The 17588-nt window shown below is 36.4% G+C and carries 19 protein-coding genes; 18 read left to right on the top strand and 1 reads right to left on the bottom strand.

Annotation, left to right across the window (positions count from 1 at the left end):
- Positions 1–80 precede the first annotated feature (80 nt).
- Entirely contained in the window at positions 81–1115 is a 1035-nt protein-coding gene (gene ispG / locus BN853_RS03580; RefSeq protein ID WP_030004582.1) for a flavodoxin-dependent (E)-4-hydroxy-3-methylbut-2-enyl-diphosphate synthase, read from the bottom strand.
- Positions 1116–1321: 206 nt separating this feature from the next.
- Between ispG and rpmG the strand changes: the two genes are divergently transcribed.
- The 18 genes from rpmG (at position 1322) to BN853_RS03670 (ending at position 17532) form a co-directional block, all read left to right on the top strand.
- Positions 1322–1471: a 50S ribosomal protein L33 gene (rpmG, locus tag BN853_RS03585; protein WP_030004583.1), complete on the top strand. Its 150-nt coding sequence runs from the start codon at positions 1322–1324 to the stop codon at positions 1469–1471.
- Positions 1472–1500: 29 nt separating this feature from the next.
- The gene (locus tag BN853_RS03590) at positions 1501–2118 is read left to right on the top strand and encodes an MBL fold metallo-hydrolase (RefSeq protein ID WP_030004584.1); all 618 of its coding nucleotides are present in this window, start codon (positions 1501–1503) and stop codon (positions 2116–2118) included.
- Between the two features lie 126 nt (positions 2119–2244).
- Positions 2245–3258 carry a heat-inducible transcriptional repressor HrcA gene (hrcA, locus tag BN853_RS03595; RefSeq protein WP_030004585.1) on the top strand — a complete coding sequence of 338 codons (1014 nt, stop codon included), beginning with the start codon at positions 2245–2247 and terminating at the stop codon, positions 3256–3258.
- A 9-nt stretch (positions 3259–3267) separates the two neighbouring features.
- Positions 3268–3849, top strand: coding sequence for a nucleotide exchange factor GrpE (gene grpE / locus BN853_RS03600; RefSeq protein WP_030004586.1), 582 nt, complete (start codon positions 3268–3270; stop codon positions 3847–3849).
- On the top strand, positions 3833–5659 hold the full coding sequence (gene dnaK, locus BN853_RS03605) for a molecular chaperone DnaK (protein WP_030004588.1): 1827 nt from the start codon (positions 3833–3835) through the stop codon (positions 5657–5659). Before grpE ends, dnaK begins: the two co-directional genes overlap by 17 nt.
- A 46-nt stretch (positions 5660–5705) precedes the next feature.
- A complete protein-coding gene (dnaJ, locus tag BN853_RS03610; RefSeq protein WP_030004589.1) occupies positions 5706–6821 on the top strand; it encodes a molecular chaperone DnaJ in 1116 nt (371 codons plus the stop codon).
- A 143-nt stretch (positions 6822–6964) separates the two neighbouring features.
- On the top strand, positions 6965–7666 hold the full coding sequence (locus BN853_RS03615) for an RsmE family RNA methyltransferase (protein WP_030004590.1): 702 nt from the start codon (positions 6965–6967) through the stop codon (positions 7664–7666).
- A gap of 92 nt (positions 7667–7758) precedes the next feature.
- Entirely contained in the window at positions 7759–7932 is a 174-nt protein-coding gene (gene rpsU / locus BN853_RS03620) for a 30S ribosomal protein S21 (protein ID WP_030004591.1), read from the top strand.
- A gap of 81 nt (positions 7933–8013) precedes the next feature.
- Positions 8014–8961 carry a PhoH family protein gene (locus BN853_RS03625; RefSeq protein WP_030004592.1) on the top strand — a complete coding sequence of 316 codons (948 nt, stop codon included), beginning with the start codon at positions 8014–8016 and terminating at the stop codon, positions 8959–8961.
- Positions 8961–9383 (top strand): rRNA maturation RNase YbeY, encoded by a 423-nt coding sequence (ybeY, locus tag BN853_RS03630; RefSeq protein WP_030004593.1) that lies wholly within the window; start codon positions 8961–8963, stop codon positions 9381–9383. Before BN853_RS03625 ends, ybeY begins: the two co-directional genes overlap by 1 nt.
- Positions 9376–9786, top strand: coding sequence for a cytidine deaminase (cdd, locus tag BN853_RS03635; protein WP_030004594.1), 411 nt, complete (start codon positions 9376–9378; stop codon positions 9784–9786). The genes ybeY and cdd overlap by 8 nt, the downstream gene beginning before the upstream one ends.
- A complete protein-coding gene (gene era, locus BN853_RS03640) occupies positions 9776–10675 on the top strand; it encodes a GTPase Era (protein ID WP_030004595.1) in 900 nt (299 codons plus the stop codon). The genes cdd and era overlap by 11 nt, the downstream gene beginning before the upstream one ends.
- Positions 10656–11315: a DNA repair protein RecO gene (recO, locus tag BN853_RS03645; RefSeq protein ID WP_030004596.1), complete on the top strand. Its 660-nt coding sequence runs from the start codon at positions 10656–10658 to the stop codon at positions 11313–11315. Before era ends, recO begins: the two co-directional genes overlap by 20 nt.
- 15 nt (positions 11316–11330) lie before the next feature.
- Positions 11331–12701, top strand: a complete 1371-nt coding sequence (locus BN853_RS03650; RefSeq protein ID WP_030004597.1) for a glycine--tRNA ligase — start codon at positions 11331–11333, stop codon at positions 12699–12701.
- A 19-nt stretch (positions 12702–12720) separates the two neighbouring features.
- Positions 12721–14529 (top strand): DNA primase, encoded by a 1809-nt coding sequence (gene dnaG, locus BN853_RS03655; RefSeq protein ID WP_030004598.1) that lies wholly within the window; start codon positions 12721–12723, stop codon positions 14527–14529.
- The gene (locus BN853_RS03660) at positions 14526–15608 is read left to right on the top strand and encodes a sigma-70 family RNA polymerase sigma factor (protein WP_030004599.1); all 1083 of its coding nucleotides are present in this window, start codon (positions 14526–14528) and stop codon (positions 15606–15608) included. The genes dnaG and BN853_RS03660 overlap by 4 nt, the downstream gene beginning before the upstream one ends.
- Before the next feature lie 2 nt (positions 15609–15610).
- Positions 15611–16888 (top strand): RNA polymerase sigma factor RpoD, encoded by a 1278-nt coding sequence (gene rpoD / locus BN853_RS03665; RefSeq protein ID WP_030004600.1) that lies wholly within the window; start codon positions 15611–15613, stop codon positions 16886–16888.
- A complete protein-coding gene (locus tag BN853_RS03670) occupies positions 16888–17532 on the top strand; it encodes a tRNA (adenine(22)-N(1))-methyltransferase (protein WP_030004601.1) in 645 nt (214 codons plus the stop codon). Before rpoD ends, BN853_RS03670 begins: the two co-directional genes overlap by 1 nt.
- Positions 17533–17588 lie beyond the last annotated feature (56 nt).

The raw sequence follows: 17588 nt of genomic DNA on the forward strand, positions 1-17588 counted from the left end.
TAAACGAGATACACGTTAAAAAACTCAGAAGTCGTTTTCACGGTTCTGAGTTTTTTGTTAGTTATTGGATGTTGGTTTGATTAATACTCGTCAATCATACGAACCAGTTCGTCATAGACTTCAGCTTCTTTGATTTTTTTAATGATTTGACCATGTTTGAAGATCACGGCCTCGCCTTTACCACCAGCGACACCAATATCAGCGTGTTTTGCCTCGCCTGGACCATTAACTTTACAACCCATGATTGCAACGTTAATGTGCTTGTTGACGCCTTGTAAATACGTTTCAATGCGTTTTGCAATATCGATCATATCGTACTGTATGCGACCACAGGTCGGACAACTAATCAGGTTTGGTATATCGTTTCTAAGGCCAAGATTTTTTAAAATTTCTTTTGCTGCTCGAATTTCAATCTCAGGGTTATCGGTTAAAGACACACGTATGGTATTGCCGATGCCTTCGTGTAGAAGAATACCAATACCCATGGCACTTTTTATGGCACCACTAAAAGCGGTACCGGCTTCAGTTACACCCAGATGTAGCGGGTATTTAAAGGTTTTTGCGGCTAACCGATAAGTTTCAATCATTAAATTCATATCCGTTGCTTTTAAAGAAAGCGCAATGTCATAGAAGTCCATCGATTCTAAGATTTCTATATGACCTTTTGCGACGTTAATCATATTTTTTGCGGTCGGTTCTAAGCCGTCAGGAAGAGAACCACTGTTTACACCAATACGGATTGGAATGTTCTTTTCTTTACAAGCATTGACGACTTGTTCTACTTTAGAACGGTCTTTGATGTTACCTGGGTTAAGTCTAATTTTATCCACACCTTGATTGATTGCCTCAAGCGCAAGTTTGTAGTCAAAATGGATGTCAGCCACTAATGGTATATTGATTTGTCTTTTGATGTCACCGAGTGCTTTAGCATCTACTTTGTCAAGAACAGCGACACGAACGAGTTCGCAACCTGCTTTTTCCAATTGATGTATTTGTTTAACGGTTGCTTCAACGTCTTTGGTATACGTTGTTGTCATACTTTGTATGATCACGTGGTTGTTACCACCTAATTGTAAATTCCCTACCTTGATAGGTCTTGTTGTTAATCTTTGCATATTATCACCTAATAAGAATTATAACATAAAAAAAATACAACATCACGTATTTGCATAAATAAATTAAAAAACAGAAGGTAAAAAAAGGGATTCCATTTGGGTCAAATTATGATATAATTATTTTACAGTTATTGAAAGTAAAAAATGCTTGATATTTACATTTTCTTTTGATATACTCTATATGGAATGTCTGGAGGGATTTAAACATGCGTGAATTAGTTAAATTAGTTTGTACAGAATGTGGCGAAGAAAACTACTACACAACTAAAAACAAAAAAACAACGCCAGGTCGTCTTGAAATGAAAAAATATTGCCCACGATCACGTACTTACACAGTACACCGTGAGAAAAAATAAGCTATTCTTAGGAATAGTTTTTTTCTTAAATGCCTGTAATAATTAAAGGCCACGACGACTTAGCTCACACCTACATTCTAAAACGATTTGATCATTGCATCATTGTTGACCCAGGCGGTAATTACAAACAAATCATGCAGCACATCGAGGGTTATAAGGTTTCATATATCTTATTAACGCACGCGCACGTCGATCACATGGAACTCATTCATTTATTCGAATGCCCAATCTACATGCATAAAGATGATTACTTGTTGTTAACAAACGATGACAATAATGGATTTAAAGATTTAAGACTCACTAGAAAGTTTCATCCAACAAATCTTGATATTCGATTTGTCAAAGATGGTGATTTAATTCCATTTGTGGATCAAACGGTTGAAGTAATTCATACACCAGGACATACCAAAGGTAGTCTATGCTTTCTATATAAGAGTGAACTCTATACAGGTGATACCTTATTTAAAAGTGGTGTCGGTCGAACGGATTTATTTGGTGGGTCAAACATATTGTTGACAAAATCAATTAAAAAACTGTTTAAGCAAGTTAAAGACAACACAAAAGTTTATCCAGGACATGATCAAGCAACTTCAATAAAAGAAGAGAAGAAAGAAAACAAATACGTCAAACAAATCTTATCCAAATGATATGGTAGAAATCACAAATTCTACCATATTTTTTATTTTTTGCACTTTTTACTTGACAGTGCTAATTTGATATTATACAATAAACTTGGCACTGAATGACACAGAGTGCAAAGAAGAGGTGATGGTGTGTTATCGAACAGACAAAAACTAATTTTAAAAGCAATCATTGAATTATACGTTTCGGATGGCCAACCAGTTGGTTCTAAGGCGTTAACTGAAAAACCATATTTGAACTTTTCGTCAGCAACGATAAGATACGATATGGCGGTACTTGAAGAATTAGGATTTCTAGAAAAAACACATACCTCGAGTGGGCGTATCCCCTCAAATTTAGGTTATCGATATTACGTTGAAAACCTTGTAACAAGAGATGAAGAAATCGAAGAAGTTTTCCCGATGATTGATCGACTATTTAAAGATAACGAATCAAGCAAGGAAAAAGCGGTCAAAGAAGCCATTAATTTGCTTAGTGAATTGACCAATTATACATCGATTGTTTTAGGGCCGACTGAAGCGTTTGCGAGAATTAAGAAAATCGACTTTATCCCGTTATATAATAAAGAAGCGGTTGTATTAATCGTGACGGATAAAGGACATGTTCAAAATGAATTAGTTACGCTACCAATCGATTTGAGTATGGATGATTTCAAACGAATCATTTCAAGTTTAAACGACTTACTTGAAAATCAGTTGGTCAAAGATGCCAAGCGTATTCTTAAAAATGCATTTACAGAAGAAAACGTCATTGAGTACATGGACTATCAAGAAAAGCTGATCAATCGTTTTCTAAACGCATTTGTTGAGATGTCAGAGGATAATGTTTATCTAACTGGTATGGGACATATGGTTGGTCAAGTCGATATAAACGACCCAGAACGTTTAAAAGAATTAATGACGATGCTTGATCGTAAAGACGTCGCAAAAATGATTGGAAATGCCGATAAGTTATCGGTAAAGATTGGTAGAGAAGCCAGTTTTATGCCAACCGACACTTGTACGATTATTTCCGTGCCTTACTACGTGACAGAAGAAGAAAAAGGGACCATTGCTATTATTGGTCCAACACGAATGGATTATTCAAAAGTCATTCCTTTGATGGAATACATCGCGAAAAACATTGCGAAATTATATAACAAGTAGGTGAAATAGTTGGATAAGGAAAAAGAAGTTGTTGTAGAAACAACCGAAGAATTAAACGAAGCGGATCAAAAAAATGATTACAAAGAAAAGAAAAAGTCTGAAAAAAACAAGTATAAGGAAGAAATTGAACAACTAAAGGAAGAAAATAAAGAGCTAAAAGAAAAGTACTTAAGACAATTAGCTGAACTTGAAAACTTCAAAAAACGTGTTCAACAAGAGCGTGTTAATGAAAGAAAATATGCGTCTCAAAATTTAGTTGAATCGTTATTACCATCAATCGATCAATTAAGATTGGTTGTGAACATGCCAACTGACAATGAATTACTAAAAAATTATTTAATTGGTTTTAAGATGATCAATGACCAAATATTTAATACGCTTGAGTCGGATGGATTAAAAGAGGTAAACGCATTAGATAAGCAATTTGATCCTAACTTCCATCATGCAATTGATAAAGTTAGTGATAAAGATAAACCAAATGGTGTTGTCGTTTCTGTTACACAAACTGGCTACACCTACAAAGAAAGACTAATCAGACCTGCCATGGTCAAAGTAAACGAATGGAGTGATGAAAATGGCAACGACAAATAAAATTATCGGTATCGACTTAGGTACAACAAACTCAGTAGTATCCATTATGGAAGGTGGAGAAGCTAAAGTAATTCCAAACGCAGACGGGTCAAGAACAACCCCTTCAGTTATCGCGTTTAAAGGTGAAGAAATTTCGGTTGGTGACGTTGCAAAACGTCAAGCAATTACAAACCCAAATACCGTGAGCTCAATTAAGAGACACATGGGTGAAGGTAACTACCGTGCAGACATTAATGGTAAAAAATATAGCCCTCAAGAACTCTCAGCGATGATTCTTCAAAACTTAAAGAAAACAGCAGAAGACTATCTTGGTGCGAAAGTATCTAAAGCGGTTATTACCGTACCAGCGTATTTTAATGACGCTCAAAGACAAGCTACTAAAGATGCAGGTAAGATTGCTGGTTTAGAAGTAATGCGTATTATCAACGAACCTACGGCAGCAGCACTTGCTTATGGTATTGATAAATTAGAAAAAGAACAAACTGTTTTAGTATTTGACTTAGGTGGTGGTACATTTGACGTATCAATCCTCCACTTAGCGGATGGTACATTTGAAGTACTATCAACCGCTGGGGATAACAAACTCGGTGGGGATGACTTTGACCAAAAGGTTGTTGACTACATTGTTCAAGAATTCAAAAAAGAAAACAACGTCGACTTGTCATTAGATAAGATGGCTGTTCAACGTCTAAGAGATGCGGCAGAAAAGGCTAAAAAAGAACTTTCAGGTGTGACAACCTCACAAATTTCATTGCCTTTCATTTCAATGGGTGTTGCAGGACCTCTCCACTTAGAGATGTCTTTATCAAGAGCGAAATTCGATGAATTAACACGCGATTTGGTTGAACGTACGGTTGGACCAGTTCGTCGTGCATTAAAAGATGCTAAAATCGAACCCAATAAATTACACCAAGTCTTATTGGTTGGTGGATCAACCCGTATTCCTGCGGTACAAGAAATTGTCAAACGTGAACTCGGAAAAGAACCGAACCGAAGTGTAAACCCAGATGAAGTTGTTGCGATGGGTGCAGCTATCCAAGGTGGGGTATTATCAGGGGATGTCAAAGACGTCTTATTACTAGACGTGACACCACTTTCTCTAGGTATTGAAACACTTGGTGGGGTATTTACAAAGTTAATCGAACGTAATACAACCATTCCAACATCAAAATCACAAGTATTTTCAACTGCAGCAGACAATCAACCAGCTGTTGATATCCATGTCTTACAAGGTGAAAGACAAATGGCAGCTGATAACAAGACATTAGGTCGATTCCAATTAGGTGACATTCCACCTGCACCAAGAGGCGTGCCACAAATTGAAGTTAAATTTGATATTGATGCCAACGGTATCGTTAACGTAAGTGCTAAAGACTTAGGCACAAATAAAGAACAAAAGATCACCATCTCAGGTGGATCTGCAATGACAGACGCTGAAATTGAAAAATTGGTTAAAGAAGCCGAAGAAAATGCAGAAGCTGATAAGAAAAAACGTGAAGAAGCGGACTTAAGAAATGATTCTTCAAGCTTGATTTTCCAAACCAACAAAGCAATTGTTGATTTAAAAGAACAAGTGACAGCGGATGAAAAACAAACCGCAGAAGCGCTGATTAAAGACTTAGAAGAAGCACTAAAAGGTAGCGATATCGACTTAATTCGCACGAAAAAAGAAGCATTAGAAAAAACCGCACAAGACTTAGCAGTCAAGGCATATCAACAAACACAACAAACTCAAGAAGGATCTAACGAAACTCAAAACCATAGTTCAAAAGATGGTAAGACCGTAGATGCAGAATTTGAAGAAAAATAATTTAACCTTAGGGGCTACGGCCCCTTTTGGTAAATAGGAGTGACTTATGGCAAATAAAAGAGACTATTATGATGTCTTAGGTGTTAAAAAAGACGCAACACCAGAAGAAATCAAGAAAGCATATCGAAGTTTAGCAAAAAAATATCACCCGGACGTTTCAAGTGAGGCAAATGCGGAAGAGAAATTCAAGGAAGTTCAAGAAGCTTATGATACCATAGGTGACCCAGAAAAACGCAGTCAGTATGACCAATATGGCCATAATGGTCCGTTTGGACAAGGCGGCTTTGGTGGCGGCGGCGGTTTTGAAGGTTTTGGCGGATTCTCAGACATATTTAGTTCATTTTTCGGTGGTGGTGGTCAACAACGTAGAGATCCAAATGGACCTCAACGCGGTGACGATTTAGAACGTGTGATGAATATCACATTTGAAGAGGCAGTTTTAGGGACTAAAAAAACCATTAAAGTTGAAACGGATCAAGCTTGTCATACGTGTGGCGGAAGTGGTGCACATAGTGCCTCAGATGTTGAGACTTGTGATCGCTGTCATGGGCAAGGGTCCATCAACGTGGAACAACGTACCATTTTGGGTACCATTAGAAGTCAACAAGTTTGTCCTAAATGCGGTGGTCGTGGAAAAGTAATTAAGAATAAGTGTAAAACATGTAATGGTATTGGTCGTGAAAAAATCACAAAAGAAGTCGAAGTTAAGGTGCCTGCGGGCATTGACAATAACATGTCACTTCGTATGCCAGGTTATGGTGAGGGCGGCTCAAATGGCGGTCCATCCGGTGATTTATACTTAAGATTTAGAGTGAAACCACACAAGGTATTTAGAAGAAATGATGACAACATCATCCTAGAAGTTCCAGTGACATTTGTCCAAGCAACGCTAGGTGATACAATCGACGTACCGACGATTTATGGGGACGTTGCCTTAAAGATTCAACCTGGAACACAAACAGGAACCACCCTTAGAATGAGAGAAAAAGGGGTTGCGAATGTGAACACGGGCAGAAAAGGTGATCAGTTGGTTATCGTCAATATTCAAACACCAACGAACCTAACCAAAGAACAAGTGGAATTATTAAAGCAGTTTGATAAACTTGAACCAAAAGGCAAAGAAAGTGCCTGGGATAAGTTTAAAAACATATTCAAAAACTAACTCAAGAATACCAGCACAAACGCTGGTATTTTTTACAACCTGTTTTAGTGATATCAACTCACTACGATTAGCTTCTTAATTAAATAAAAAAATTGAATACAGCACTAAAATATGTTACTATAATTAGGCAAGAAGGTGAGAACATGCAACGCTATTTTTTAGAATCACAAGAAAACGTCATAACAGCTGAAAATGCGTATCATATCAAGACCGTCATGCGAATGAAAAAAGGCGACCATATCGAAGTTTGCTATCCAAATAAACGCTGTTATATTGCAGCACTTACACAAGTCGCAGACGTCATTCAATTTCAAGAAATCAAAGAAATAATATCCCAAAATAAGCTACCTGAGGTTGTGCTTATTCAAGGATTACCAAAGTCAGATAAAGCAGAAATTACCACTAAGTACGCAACACAATTTGGTGTATCTTCAATTATTTTTACTGAAATGACGTATTCGATAGCTAAAATGGATCCGAAAAAAGACGATAAAAAAGTCGATAGACTTCAAAAAATCGCAATTGAATCGGCTCGATTAGCACATCGTAATGACTACCCCGTCATCACTTATCAAAAGAGCATTTCAAAGATTTCATATGAGGATGCGATTATTTTACTTGCCTATGAACAAGAAAAAACAACCACAATAAAAGAAGTACTGGGTTATAGTCAAAGTGATAAGAAAATCATACTGATTGTTGGACCAGAAGGCGGTATTAGCCCAGTTGAGTTAGATTTCTTTACAAAACTAGGCGCTAAGTCAATAAGTTTAGGCAAAAGAATCTTACAAACTGAGATTGCAGCGATTTACGCATTGTCTGTGATTGACTCAATTTATGAATAATTTAAAAAATGTAATAAAAGACTTTACAAACAGTCTTGAATTAGATATAATGATAACGGCTTAAGGTATTTAAGTGCGGAAGGAGGGCAGACATGCCTAAAATCGTAGTACGTGAAACAGAATCTATCGAAGATGCATTGCGTCGTTTCAAACGTGACGTATCCAGATCTGGAACCCTCGCAGAAGCACGTAAGCGTGAATTTTATGTAAAACCAAGTGTTGACCGTAAATTGAAACGTCAAGCAGCTCGAAGCAACAAAAAATAAGCACTTAATTGTGCTTTTTTATTTGCTAAAAATCAATCGTTTTTTACATTATTATGATATAATAATGCTAGGAGTGATTAAATGAAATTAAGCATTCAATTAAAAGACCCAACGCTCAGTTACAACGTCGTTGGTGCATTTGATAAAAACCTTGAGGTCTTTAAGACCTATTTTGGCTATAATTTAGTGCTTGATAAGGCGGAATTTTTTACAGATTGTGAAGATGAAGCGATTATCTCTATTATGGAAGCTGTTTTAAATGAATTAATCGAGATTGCAAAAGACATTAATATTACCGAGCGAGATGTCATCTATCTGATTAAATTAGCTGAATCAAACGAACTGAATCAAGCAAAACAACTCTATCAAAACAGAAAACAAATTTTAACTAATTTTGTCGGTAAACCGATCTATGCTAAAACCTATACACAAAAAATCTATCAAGAAGCGCTTAATAACTTCGATTTAGTGTTTGGAGTTGGTCCAGCAGGTACAGGAAAAACGTATTTAGCGGTTGCACAAGCCGTTAGTTTTCTCAAACAAAACAAGGTTAAAAAACTAATATTAACGAGACCAGCAGTCGAAGCTGGTGAGTCACTGGGCTTTTTACCTGGTGATCTAAAAGAAAAAGTCGATCCATATTTAATTCCACTCTACGACGCACTTTATGAGTTTTTAGGTGTAGAGACAACCATGTCATTAATGGAAAAAGGAATCATAGAAATTGCGCCTCTGGCCTATATGAGGGGTCGCACACTTGAAAATGCATATATTATTTTAGATGAAGCGCAAAACACAACAAGTGCTCAAATGAAGATGTTTCTAACTCGACTCGGGTTTTCTTCTAAAATGGTCATTACAGGCGACCCATCACAAGCCGATTTGGCTAAAGGCGTTTCATCAGGGTTAAATGAAGCAATTACTAAACTCGATGGAATTGAATCAATTAAAGTAGTCACATTTAAACGTGTGGATGTGGTTAGAAACCCATTGGTGCAAAAAATATTAGAGAGGTATGAGCAATCGTAATGGAAATTACATTTTATAATCAAACAACAAAAGATACTAAAGACGCAGAAACACTCATAAATCATCTATTTTCTAAGGTTGATGATGACAATTCTATGACCATCATCTTCATGTCACTCGAACAAATACATGAACTGAATAAACAATACCGAAACGTTGACAAACCAACCGATGTAATTAGTTTCCCAGACGATGAAGAAGGATATCATGGCGATGTTTTTATCTGCATTGATAAAGCAATTGAACAAGCACAAAGTTATGGTCATTCTATCGAAAGAGAAATTGGATTTTTAGCGGTCCATGGCTATCTACATTTACTAGGTTACGATCACCATACCGAAACAGAAGAAAAAGAAATGACACAAAAACAAGAAGAAATTCTTAAAAAAGCTTCACTAGAAAGGAAGATATCAAATGATTAATAAAGAACAACTTGTGGCACAAGCCATTCTTGCTAGAAAACAAACCTACTCACCATATTCAAAATTCGGTGTGGGTGCGGCATTACTTATGAAGGATGGAACAATCATTCATGGGGCAAACATTGAAAACGCCTCATTTGGGTTATCAAATTGTGGCGAAAGAAGTGCACTTTTTAGTGCCTATAGTCAGGGCTATCGTAAAGAAGATATTGTTGCGATGGCTATTACAGGACAAACCGAAGGGCCAATTAGTCCTTGTGGGGCTTGTAGACAAGTCATGAATGAACTTTTACCAAAAGACGCACCAGTTTATTTATCTAATTTAAAAGGCGATATCAAAGAAACCAACATAAAAGAATTACTGCCTTATTCGTTTGATGAGATTGAAGACAATGACGAGTAATTTTAAGAGTGGATTTGTAAGTATTATTGGTAGACCGAATGTTGGGAAGTCTACGTTTCTAAATGCCGTTATTGGAAAGAAAGTAGCAATAACAAGTCCAAAACCTCAAACAACCAGAAATCGAATTTTAGGGATTAAATCAAAAGAAAACTACCAAATGGTTTTCGTTGATACCCCAGGTATTCATAAAGCACAACACGAATTAGGTCGCCTACTTGACAAGACCGCGATTGCATCGATTCGTGGCATGGATATTGTTTTGTTTATGGTGGATGGTCCAAGGTCTTATGCTGAAGATCAAATCATTAAACTATTTAAAGACTTAGACACACCCGTATACCTAGTCATCAATAAAATCGATACGTTAAAATCGAAAATTGACATAGATAAGATTATTTTAAGCTACATGGATCAATACGCATTTAAAGGTGTATTACCAATATCTGCAAAAAATCAAACACACATTGATCGATTATTAGATGAACTAGCGCCACAATTACCAAATGGCTATCCTTTATTTGGAAATGATGAAATATCGGACCAAAGTGATTTTCAAATTATGGCAGAATTGATCCGTGAGAAAGTTTTATATAAAACACAAGAAGAAGTGCCTCATGCCGTTGCTGTGGTGATTGAACACGCAGAAATGAATGGGACCTTATATGAAGTTCACGCCTCAATCATCGTTGAAAGAAACTCTCAAAAGCAAATCATTATTGGAAAAAACGGACAAATGCTAAAAGAAATCGGTACGGAAGCACGTATCGATATTAACCGAGTGCTTGAAACGAAAATCCATTTAAACTTATGGGTAAAAGTAAAAAAGAATTGGCGCAATAAAGTCACTGACATGCGTTCGTTTGGTTATGATGACAAAACAAATCTCTAAAGGTTTAATCTATAAAACTCAAGATTACAAAGAATCGTCTAAACTCTTATTCGTTTATACAGCGCGCGGTAAACAAACGCTTGTAGCAAAAGGCGCTAAAAGTCTAAAAAGTGACCTACGATTCTTATCGCAGTATTTTACGCTGATTGAGTTTTACGACAGTGAAAAAACGATGTTTGACTTACGAGGTGCACAACTCATTGAACCTTTCGAAGAAATAAAAAAGTCATATGAGCACTTAAAACAAGTATCCGTGGTTCTTGAAATCATCGATCGCATTTTCATTGAAGATTTGCCTCATGATAAGTTATTCGAACTGATTGTTTCATTCTTAAGTGAGGTTCAACCAGAAATTGCCAGCATGGCGATTTCTTTAAAAGTTCTTTACGCGCTTGGATATGGATTGAATTTTAAAGGAGATCATCCTTTAGGTTTTAATTTAGAACACGCAAGTGTCGCTACGATAGAGAATAAACTACCGATTTCACTCGATCTAGAAACAACGATTTGTTTATCACAACTGTATTTTATGAAAAAAGATGATCAAATCGATTTAACAGAAAAAGCAAGAAAACAGATTTGGTCGTTGATCAAAGCATTTTATCAATACCACTTAGATTACAACATAAAAAGTATATAGAATAGAGGAATTTATATGATCAGTTTAGATAAATTAGTTGCGTATGCAAAAGCAACTGGCTATATTTACCAAGGTAGTGAACTTTATGGTGGACTTGCCAACACATGGGATTACGGTCCGCTTGGTAGCTTGTTAAAAAACAACATTAAAAAAGCATGGCTACAAAAATTTCACGACGAATCCAGATATAACGTGATGCTTGATTCTTCAATTTTAATGAATTCGCAAGTGTGGGTTGCCTCCGGACACGTTGGGGGATTTAGTGACCCATTAACTGAATGTAAAAATTGTCACACGAGACATCGCGCAGACAAGTTGATCAAATCTCATAATTACGAGGTTAATCCAGATGAATTTAGTAAAGAAGAGTTAGAAGGCTATTTAAGTGAACACCAAGTTAAATGCCCTAATTGTCAAAAAAGTGATTGGACAGATATTCGGTATTTCAACCTAATGTTTAAAACCAATCAAGGGGTTATCGAATCATCAAGCAATACGGTCTATCTTAGACCGGAAACGGCTCAAGGTATTTTCATTAATTTTAAGAACATTCAACGAACAACAAGAAAGAAATTACCTTTCGGTGTTTGTCAAATCGGAAAGTCTTTTCGAAATGAAATTACGCCAGGAAACTTTATTTTTAGAACCAGAGAGTTTGAACAAATGGAACTTGAGTTCTTCTGTAAACCAGGTACGGAACTTGAATGGTTTGACTATTGGCGTACTTATTGTAAGTCATTTTTAATCAATTTAGGACTTGATGAAGAGAATTTGACGCTTCATGATCATTCTTTAAAAGAATTATCACATTACTCAAATGCAACAACTGATATTTTATATCGCTTCCCATGGGGATTTGATGAACTTTGGGGGATTGCATCAAGAACAAACTTTGACTTGAATGCGCATCAAAATGAGTCAAAAGAAAACCTGACTTACCTAGACCCAGACACGAATGAACGTTACTTACCATACGTGGTTGAACCCTCAGTCGGTGTTGAACGTCTACTCATGGCATTTCTAACACAGTCTTATGTGGAAGAAACACTTGAAGATGGCTCAATCAGAGAAGTGTTAAAACTTCATCCTTACTTAGCCCCTTACAAAGTAGCCATATTGCCACTGGTAAAAAACCGTCATCAAGCGTTTGCTTATGAGTTACTTGATCAAGTTCAAAAATTCACAAGCGCTACTTACGATGAAACACAAAATATCGGTAAACGTTACAGAAGACAAGATTCGATCGGTACACCATTTTGCGTAACCGTTGATGATGAAACACTTGAAAACCAAACCGTAACCATTAGACATCGTGATACGATGAATCAAGAACGTATTTTAATAAGCGATTTAAAACAATATATATTAGATCGTACGACGATATAAGAACAAGGAGGTCTTTTAAATGAATATTCCAAGGCATGTCATTGATGAAATCATAGAAAAGACCGATATTGTGGCACTTGTATCACCTTACGTTAAATTAACAAAAAAGGGTAAAAATTACATGGGTTTGTGCCCTTTTCATGAGGATAAAAGCCCAAGTTTCTCAGTTTCAACTGAAAAACACTTAGCAAAATGCATGGCTTGTGGTGAAGGTGGAAATCCAATCACATTTTATCAAAAAATAAAAAATGTGAGTTTTAACCAAGCAGCAAAAGCCTTAGCCGATCAATTAAATATTAAGTTAGATATTGAAGTAGAAGAATCAAAAACGCTAAAAGAACATGACGCATTAAAGAGCACCAATGCCTTTTATCAATTTTACTTGTTTAACAGTGAGTCAGGTAAACAAGCACTCAACTATCTTTATGGGCGTGAAATGACCGATGAGCAAATTAAACACTTTGAAATTGGTTTAGCACCAAAAGAGAAGGGTGACAGTCTCTACCAATTACTGAAAAGTCAGGGCTTTGAAGAAGAAGTAATGCTTAGCGCCGGTTTAATTAAACAAAGAGAAGATGGTACATATTACGACTTAATGACCAACCGAGTCACATTTCCAATCCACGATGATCTAGACCGTGTGGTGGGGTTTAGTGGGCGTACACTGGATAAAAATGATCAAATCAAATATCTAAATACCCCTGAAACCGTCGTATTTAAAAAAGGTGAAGTGCTCTATCATTTGTCAAAAGCCATCAGAGACATCAGGCTATCAAAACACGTCATATTACATGAAGGATTTTTTGATGTCATTGCTTCCTACAAATCCGAATTAAAAAATGCGGTAGCTACGATGGGGACTGCGTTAACCAGACAACAAGCAAAACTGATAAAACGCATGTCAAACCGTATCATTGTTGCCTATGATGGCGATAAGGCGGGAATTAATGCCACACTAAAAGCGATTCCGTTACTTTTACAAGAAGGATTGATGGTCGAAGTATTATCAATTCCCGATGGATTGGATCCTGATGATTTCTATAAAGAATACGGAAAAGAAAAATACGAGGAACTCTATGGACAATTCTTAGAAGACCCATTCCAATTTGGGTATCGAATCCATAAAAGAGGCTTAGACTTAACAAACTCGAATGACATCCAAGTATTTCAAAAGAATGTTTCTGACCTATTGATCTATGCCGATAAGACCGTAAAAGAAATCTACTTGAAAAAGTTATCATCGGATATAGGGGTTTCTGTTGAATCGTTGACCATTAAAAAACAAGCGTTTCAACCAAAAACTCAAGAAACAAACCTAGACGTTACTAAAAAAAATCAATTGCCTTACAAAGCAAAACCATACCACTCGAGTTTACCTAGGAAATTTTATAAAGCGGAAAAACAATTATTGATTGTTATGATGAAAAACAAAGAATATGCACCACGAATCGAGCAAGCCTTAGGTACAACGAAAGTCGTTAACATCGATATGTTGAAACTAAGAACCATTCTATATATGGATTATTATCAAACAAACGACGTATTTGAAGTTGAGGCATTTAAACACTATTTAAAAGATGACCATTTAATCCAAGTCTTTGAACACGAAATCATTCAATCGCTTGAATGGCGAACGACGTTCGTTTTCAAAGAAAGCGACATCGAAGACTTACTGAATACAATGTCATTGTTAATGGACATCAAAGAATACAAAAAAATTATCGATGAACTTAAATCAGTTGAAGAATCCTACACTCAAACACTTTTAGCCGAACGTCAAAAGAAATTGAAAAACGGTATCGAAAGTAGAAAGAAGGTTAACCGATGAATACTAAAATAGAAAAGCTATTGAAAACTTATGAGAATCAAAAGTTAGTACCTTTAGAAGTTATTTTAGATTTAACCGATTTAGATGAAGGTCTTTACGATCAAGTAAAGGTAATTTTAGAAGAAAAAGGTTATCAAATCGATTACCAAACCGACGTTGAGATTGAACCGATTGTTGAACCTAAAAGCACCTCGGTTGATCCTTACTACCTGTATTTAAAAGACATGGGTGAGGTATCGATGCTTACGATAGAACAAGAAAAAGAAGTCACCAAAAAAGTCTTTGAGGCTCATGAAGCCATCGGTCTAGGTGTTCTTGAGGATGAGACAAAGGAAAAAGAACGACAACAAGTGATTGAAATGGGCGTAGAAGCCAAAAATCTGTTGATCGTTTCAAACCTAAGACTGGTTGTCTCAATAGCTAAGAAGTATGACGGCCGACTCGATTTACTTGACATCATTCAAGAGGGTAACATGGGCTTAATGCGTGCAGCAGACAAGTTTGACTACCGTATGGGTAATCGGTTTTCAACTTACGCCACTTGGTGGATTAAACAATCCATATCAAGAGCAATTGCCAAACAAGCTAGATCAATTAGACTGCCAGTGCATTTGGTTGAAAGCTTAAATAAACTGCAACGAACTAAAAATGAGTTACGAGCAGAATTGAATCAAGAACCTACCGCTCAGGAACTAGCAGATCGTTTGGATTTAACGGTAGAAAAAGTGATCAGCCTTGAACAACTGTCAACGGACACGGTCTCATTGGATTTAAAAGTGGGGTCAGAGGAAGACGCAACCCTCTCAGATTTTATCGCATCTGGGGTTGATGATCCAGAAGAACAGTACTTTCTTGAAAAAGAAAAAGAATATTTGGATACATTATTAAAGACACTTGGTTCAAGAGATGAACAAGTGATGAGGTATCGATTTGGATTATACGACGGCAGATTTTATACCCTAGAAGAAATCGGCTACAAAATGAATTTAACTAGAGAACGTATCAGACAAATCATAAGTAAAAGTTTGGTTAGCTTAAGAAAAACGGGCTTACTAATCGATCGAATAAAGGAGAAATAGGGATGAATTTAGAAAAAGTGATTAAAGATTTAATCAAAAAGGGTAAAAAAGATGGCAGTGTTGCCTTTGATGATGTAATCAAATTTGCAAAATTTGATTCAGATGAATATAAGGCAATTGAAGCTAAACTAACCGAAGAAGACATTGATATTATTTCTCTTGAAGACGAAGTCGATATCGATGATTTCGAAGAAGATAACAAAGAAAAATCAGTCGCGGTTGAGTTAGATGATGACGACGACTTAGATGACGAGGATCTTGATTTTGATGATTTATCATTGTCATCACTTGAGGTTGAAGACATTAAAGAAGAAGAACTGCTGAATATTGAGTCACTACCGGCATCCATTAAAGTGGACGATCCAGTTAGAATGTACTTAAAAGAAATCGGTCGTATTCCACTGTTATCATCCGATGAAGAAGTAACTTATGCCATCCGTGTAACCACAGGTCGTTTTGCACAAGAACAACTACATGACATGATCAATGAGGGCATGGAGATTCCAGATGAAGACCGCGTTCAACTCGAGCAAATGGTAGAAGATGGGATTTTGGCTAAAAATAAACTTGTTGAGGCGAACTATCGTTTGGTTGTCTCTATTGCAAAAAGATACGTTGGTCGAGGTATGTTGTTTCTTGACTTAATTCAAGAAGGAAACATGGGCTTGATGCGAGCGGTCGATAAATTTGATCACGAAAAAGGCTTTAAATTCTCGACTTACGCAACTTGGTGGATCAGACAAGCAATCACAAGAGCGGTTGCCGATCAAGCAAGAACCATTCGTATACCAGTCCATATGGTTGAAACCATCAATAAATTGGTTCGAATCCAACGTCAGCTTGTTCAAGAGCTTTCAAGAGAGCCTTCACCTGAGGAAATAGGTGATCGCATGGGGATTACCGCTGAACGTGTGCAACAAATTCAAAAAATTGCTCAAGAGCCAATTTCACTTGAAGCACCCGTCGGTGAGGAAGAAGATTCATCCTTAGGAGACTTTATTTCTGATCCACAAGCGTTAAACCCTTATGAATATACCGTTCAAGAGATGGTTAAACGTACGTTAGACGAAGTCCTAGAGACACTGACCGATCGCGAAGAAAAAGTGCTTAGACTACGATATGGCTTACTTGATGGTAAAACACACACACTAGAAGAAGTTGGTAAAGAATTTGGTGTAACAAGAGAACGTATCAGACAAATCGAATCCAAAGCATTAAGAAAACTTCGTCAACCATCGAGACAAAAGAAATTAAAAGATTTCAACATTACTCGAAAATAATGAACCGAATTGATACACTAGCGTCTTTAACTAAAGGCATCGATACGTTACTCGATATCGGGACCGATCACGGCTACTTAATTGTTAAAGCCCTTAAAGAGGGATTCATCAATCAAGCCATAGCTGCTGATCTTAACTCAGGGCCATTATCACAAGCGATGAAAAATATAAAAACCGAAGGATTAAATGAAAAAGTATCCTTTATTAAATCAAACGGCTTTGAATCAATTGATCAACCATTTGATGGGGTTTGTATCGCGGGGATGGGGATGCATCTAATCTCAGAAATCCTTTCACAACCTCACAAAAAAGCAGATAAATACATCTTACAATCAAACACGAGAGTTTTTGAACTGAGATCGTATTTATCAGCAAATGGGTTTAAAATCGTTGATGAAAAAGTCGTTTATGATAAACACTATTACGTGATTGTTGTGGCAATAAAAGAAAAAGAGCGTTTAAATTATGAGGATCTTTTGCTTGGGCCAGTTCTGAAACACGATAAAAATGCAATCAAATACTATCAGAAAGAAATGAACAAATTAAAAACGATTTTATCTTATGTCGATTCTGATAAAAAAAATCAACTTATTAAAGAACTTGATATTTTGCAAAAGAGAGTCGAGATTCTTCAAATACAATAAAAACACTAAAAAATCATCAGTTTTTGGTGTTTTTTTACGCAATTTTGATATTTTTT

The sequence above is a fragment of the Paracholeplasma brassicae genome (genome assembly GCF_000967915.1).
Taxonomy (GTDB): domain Bacteria; phylum Bacillota_I; class Bacilli_A; order Acholeplasmatales; family UBA5453; genus Paracholeplasma; species Paracholeplasma brassicae.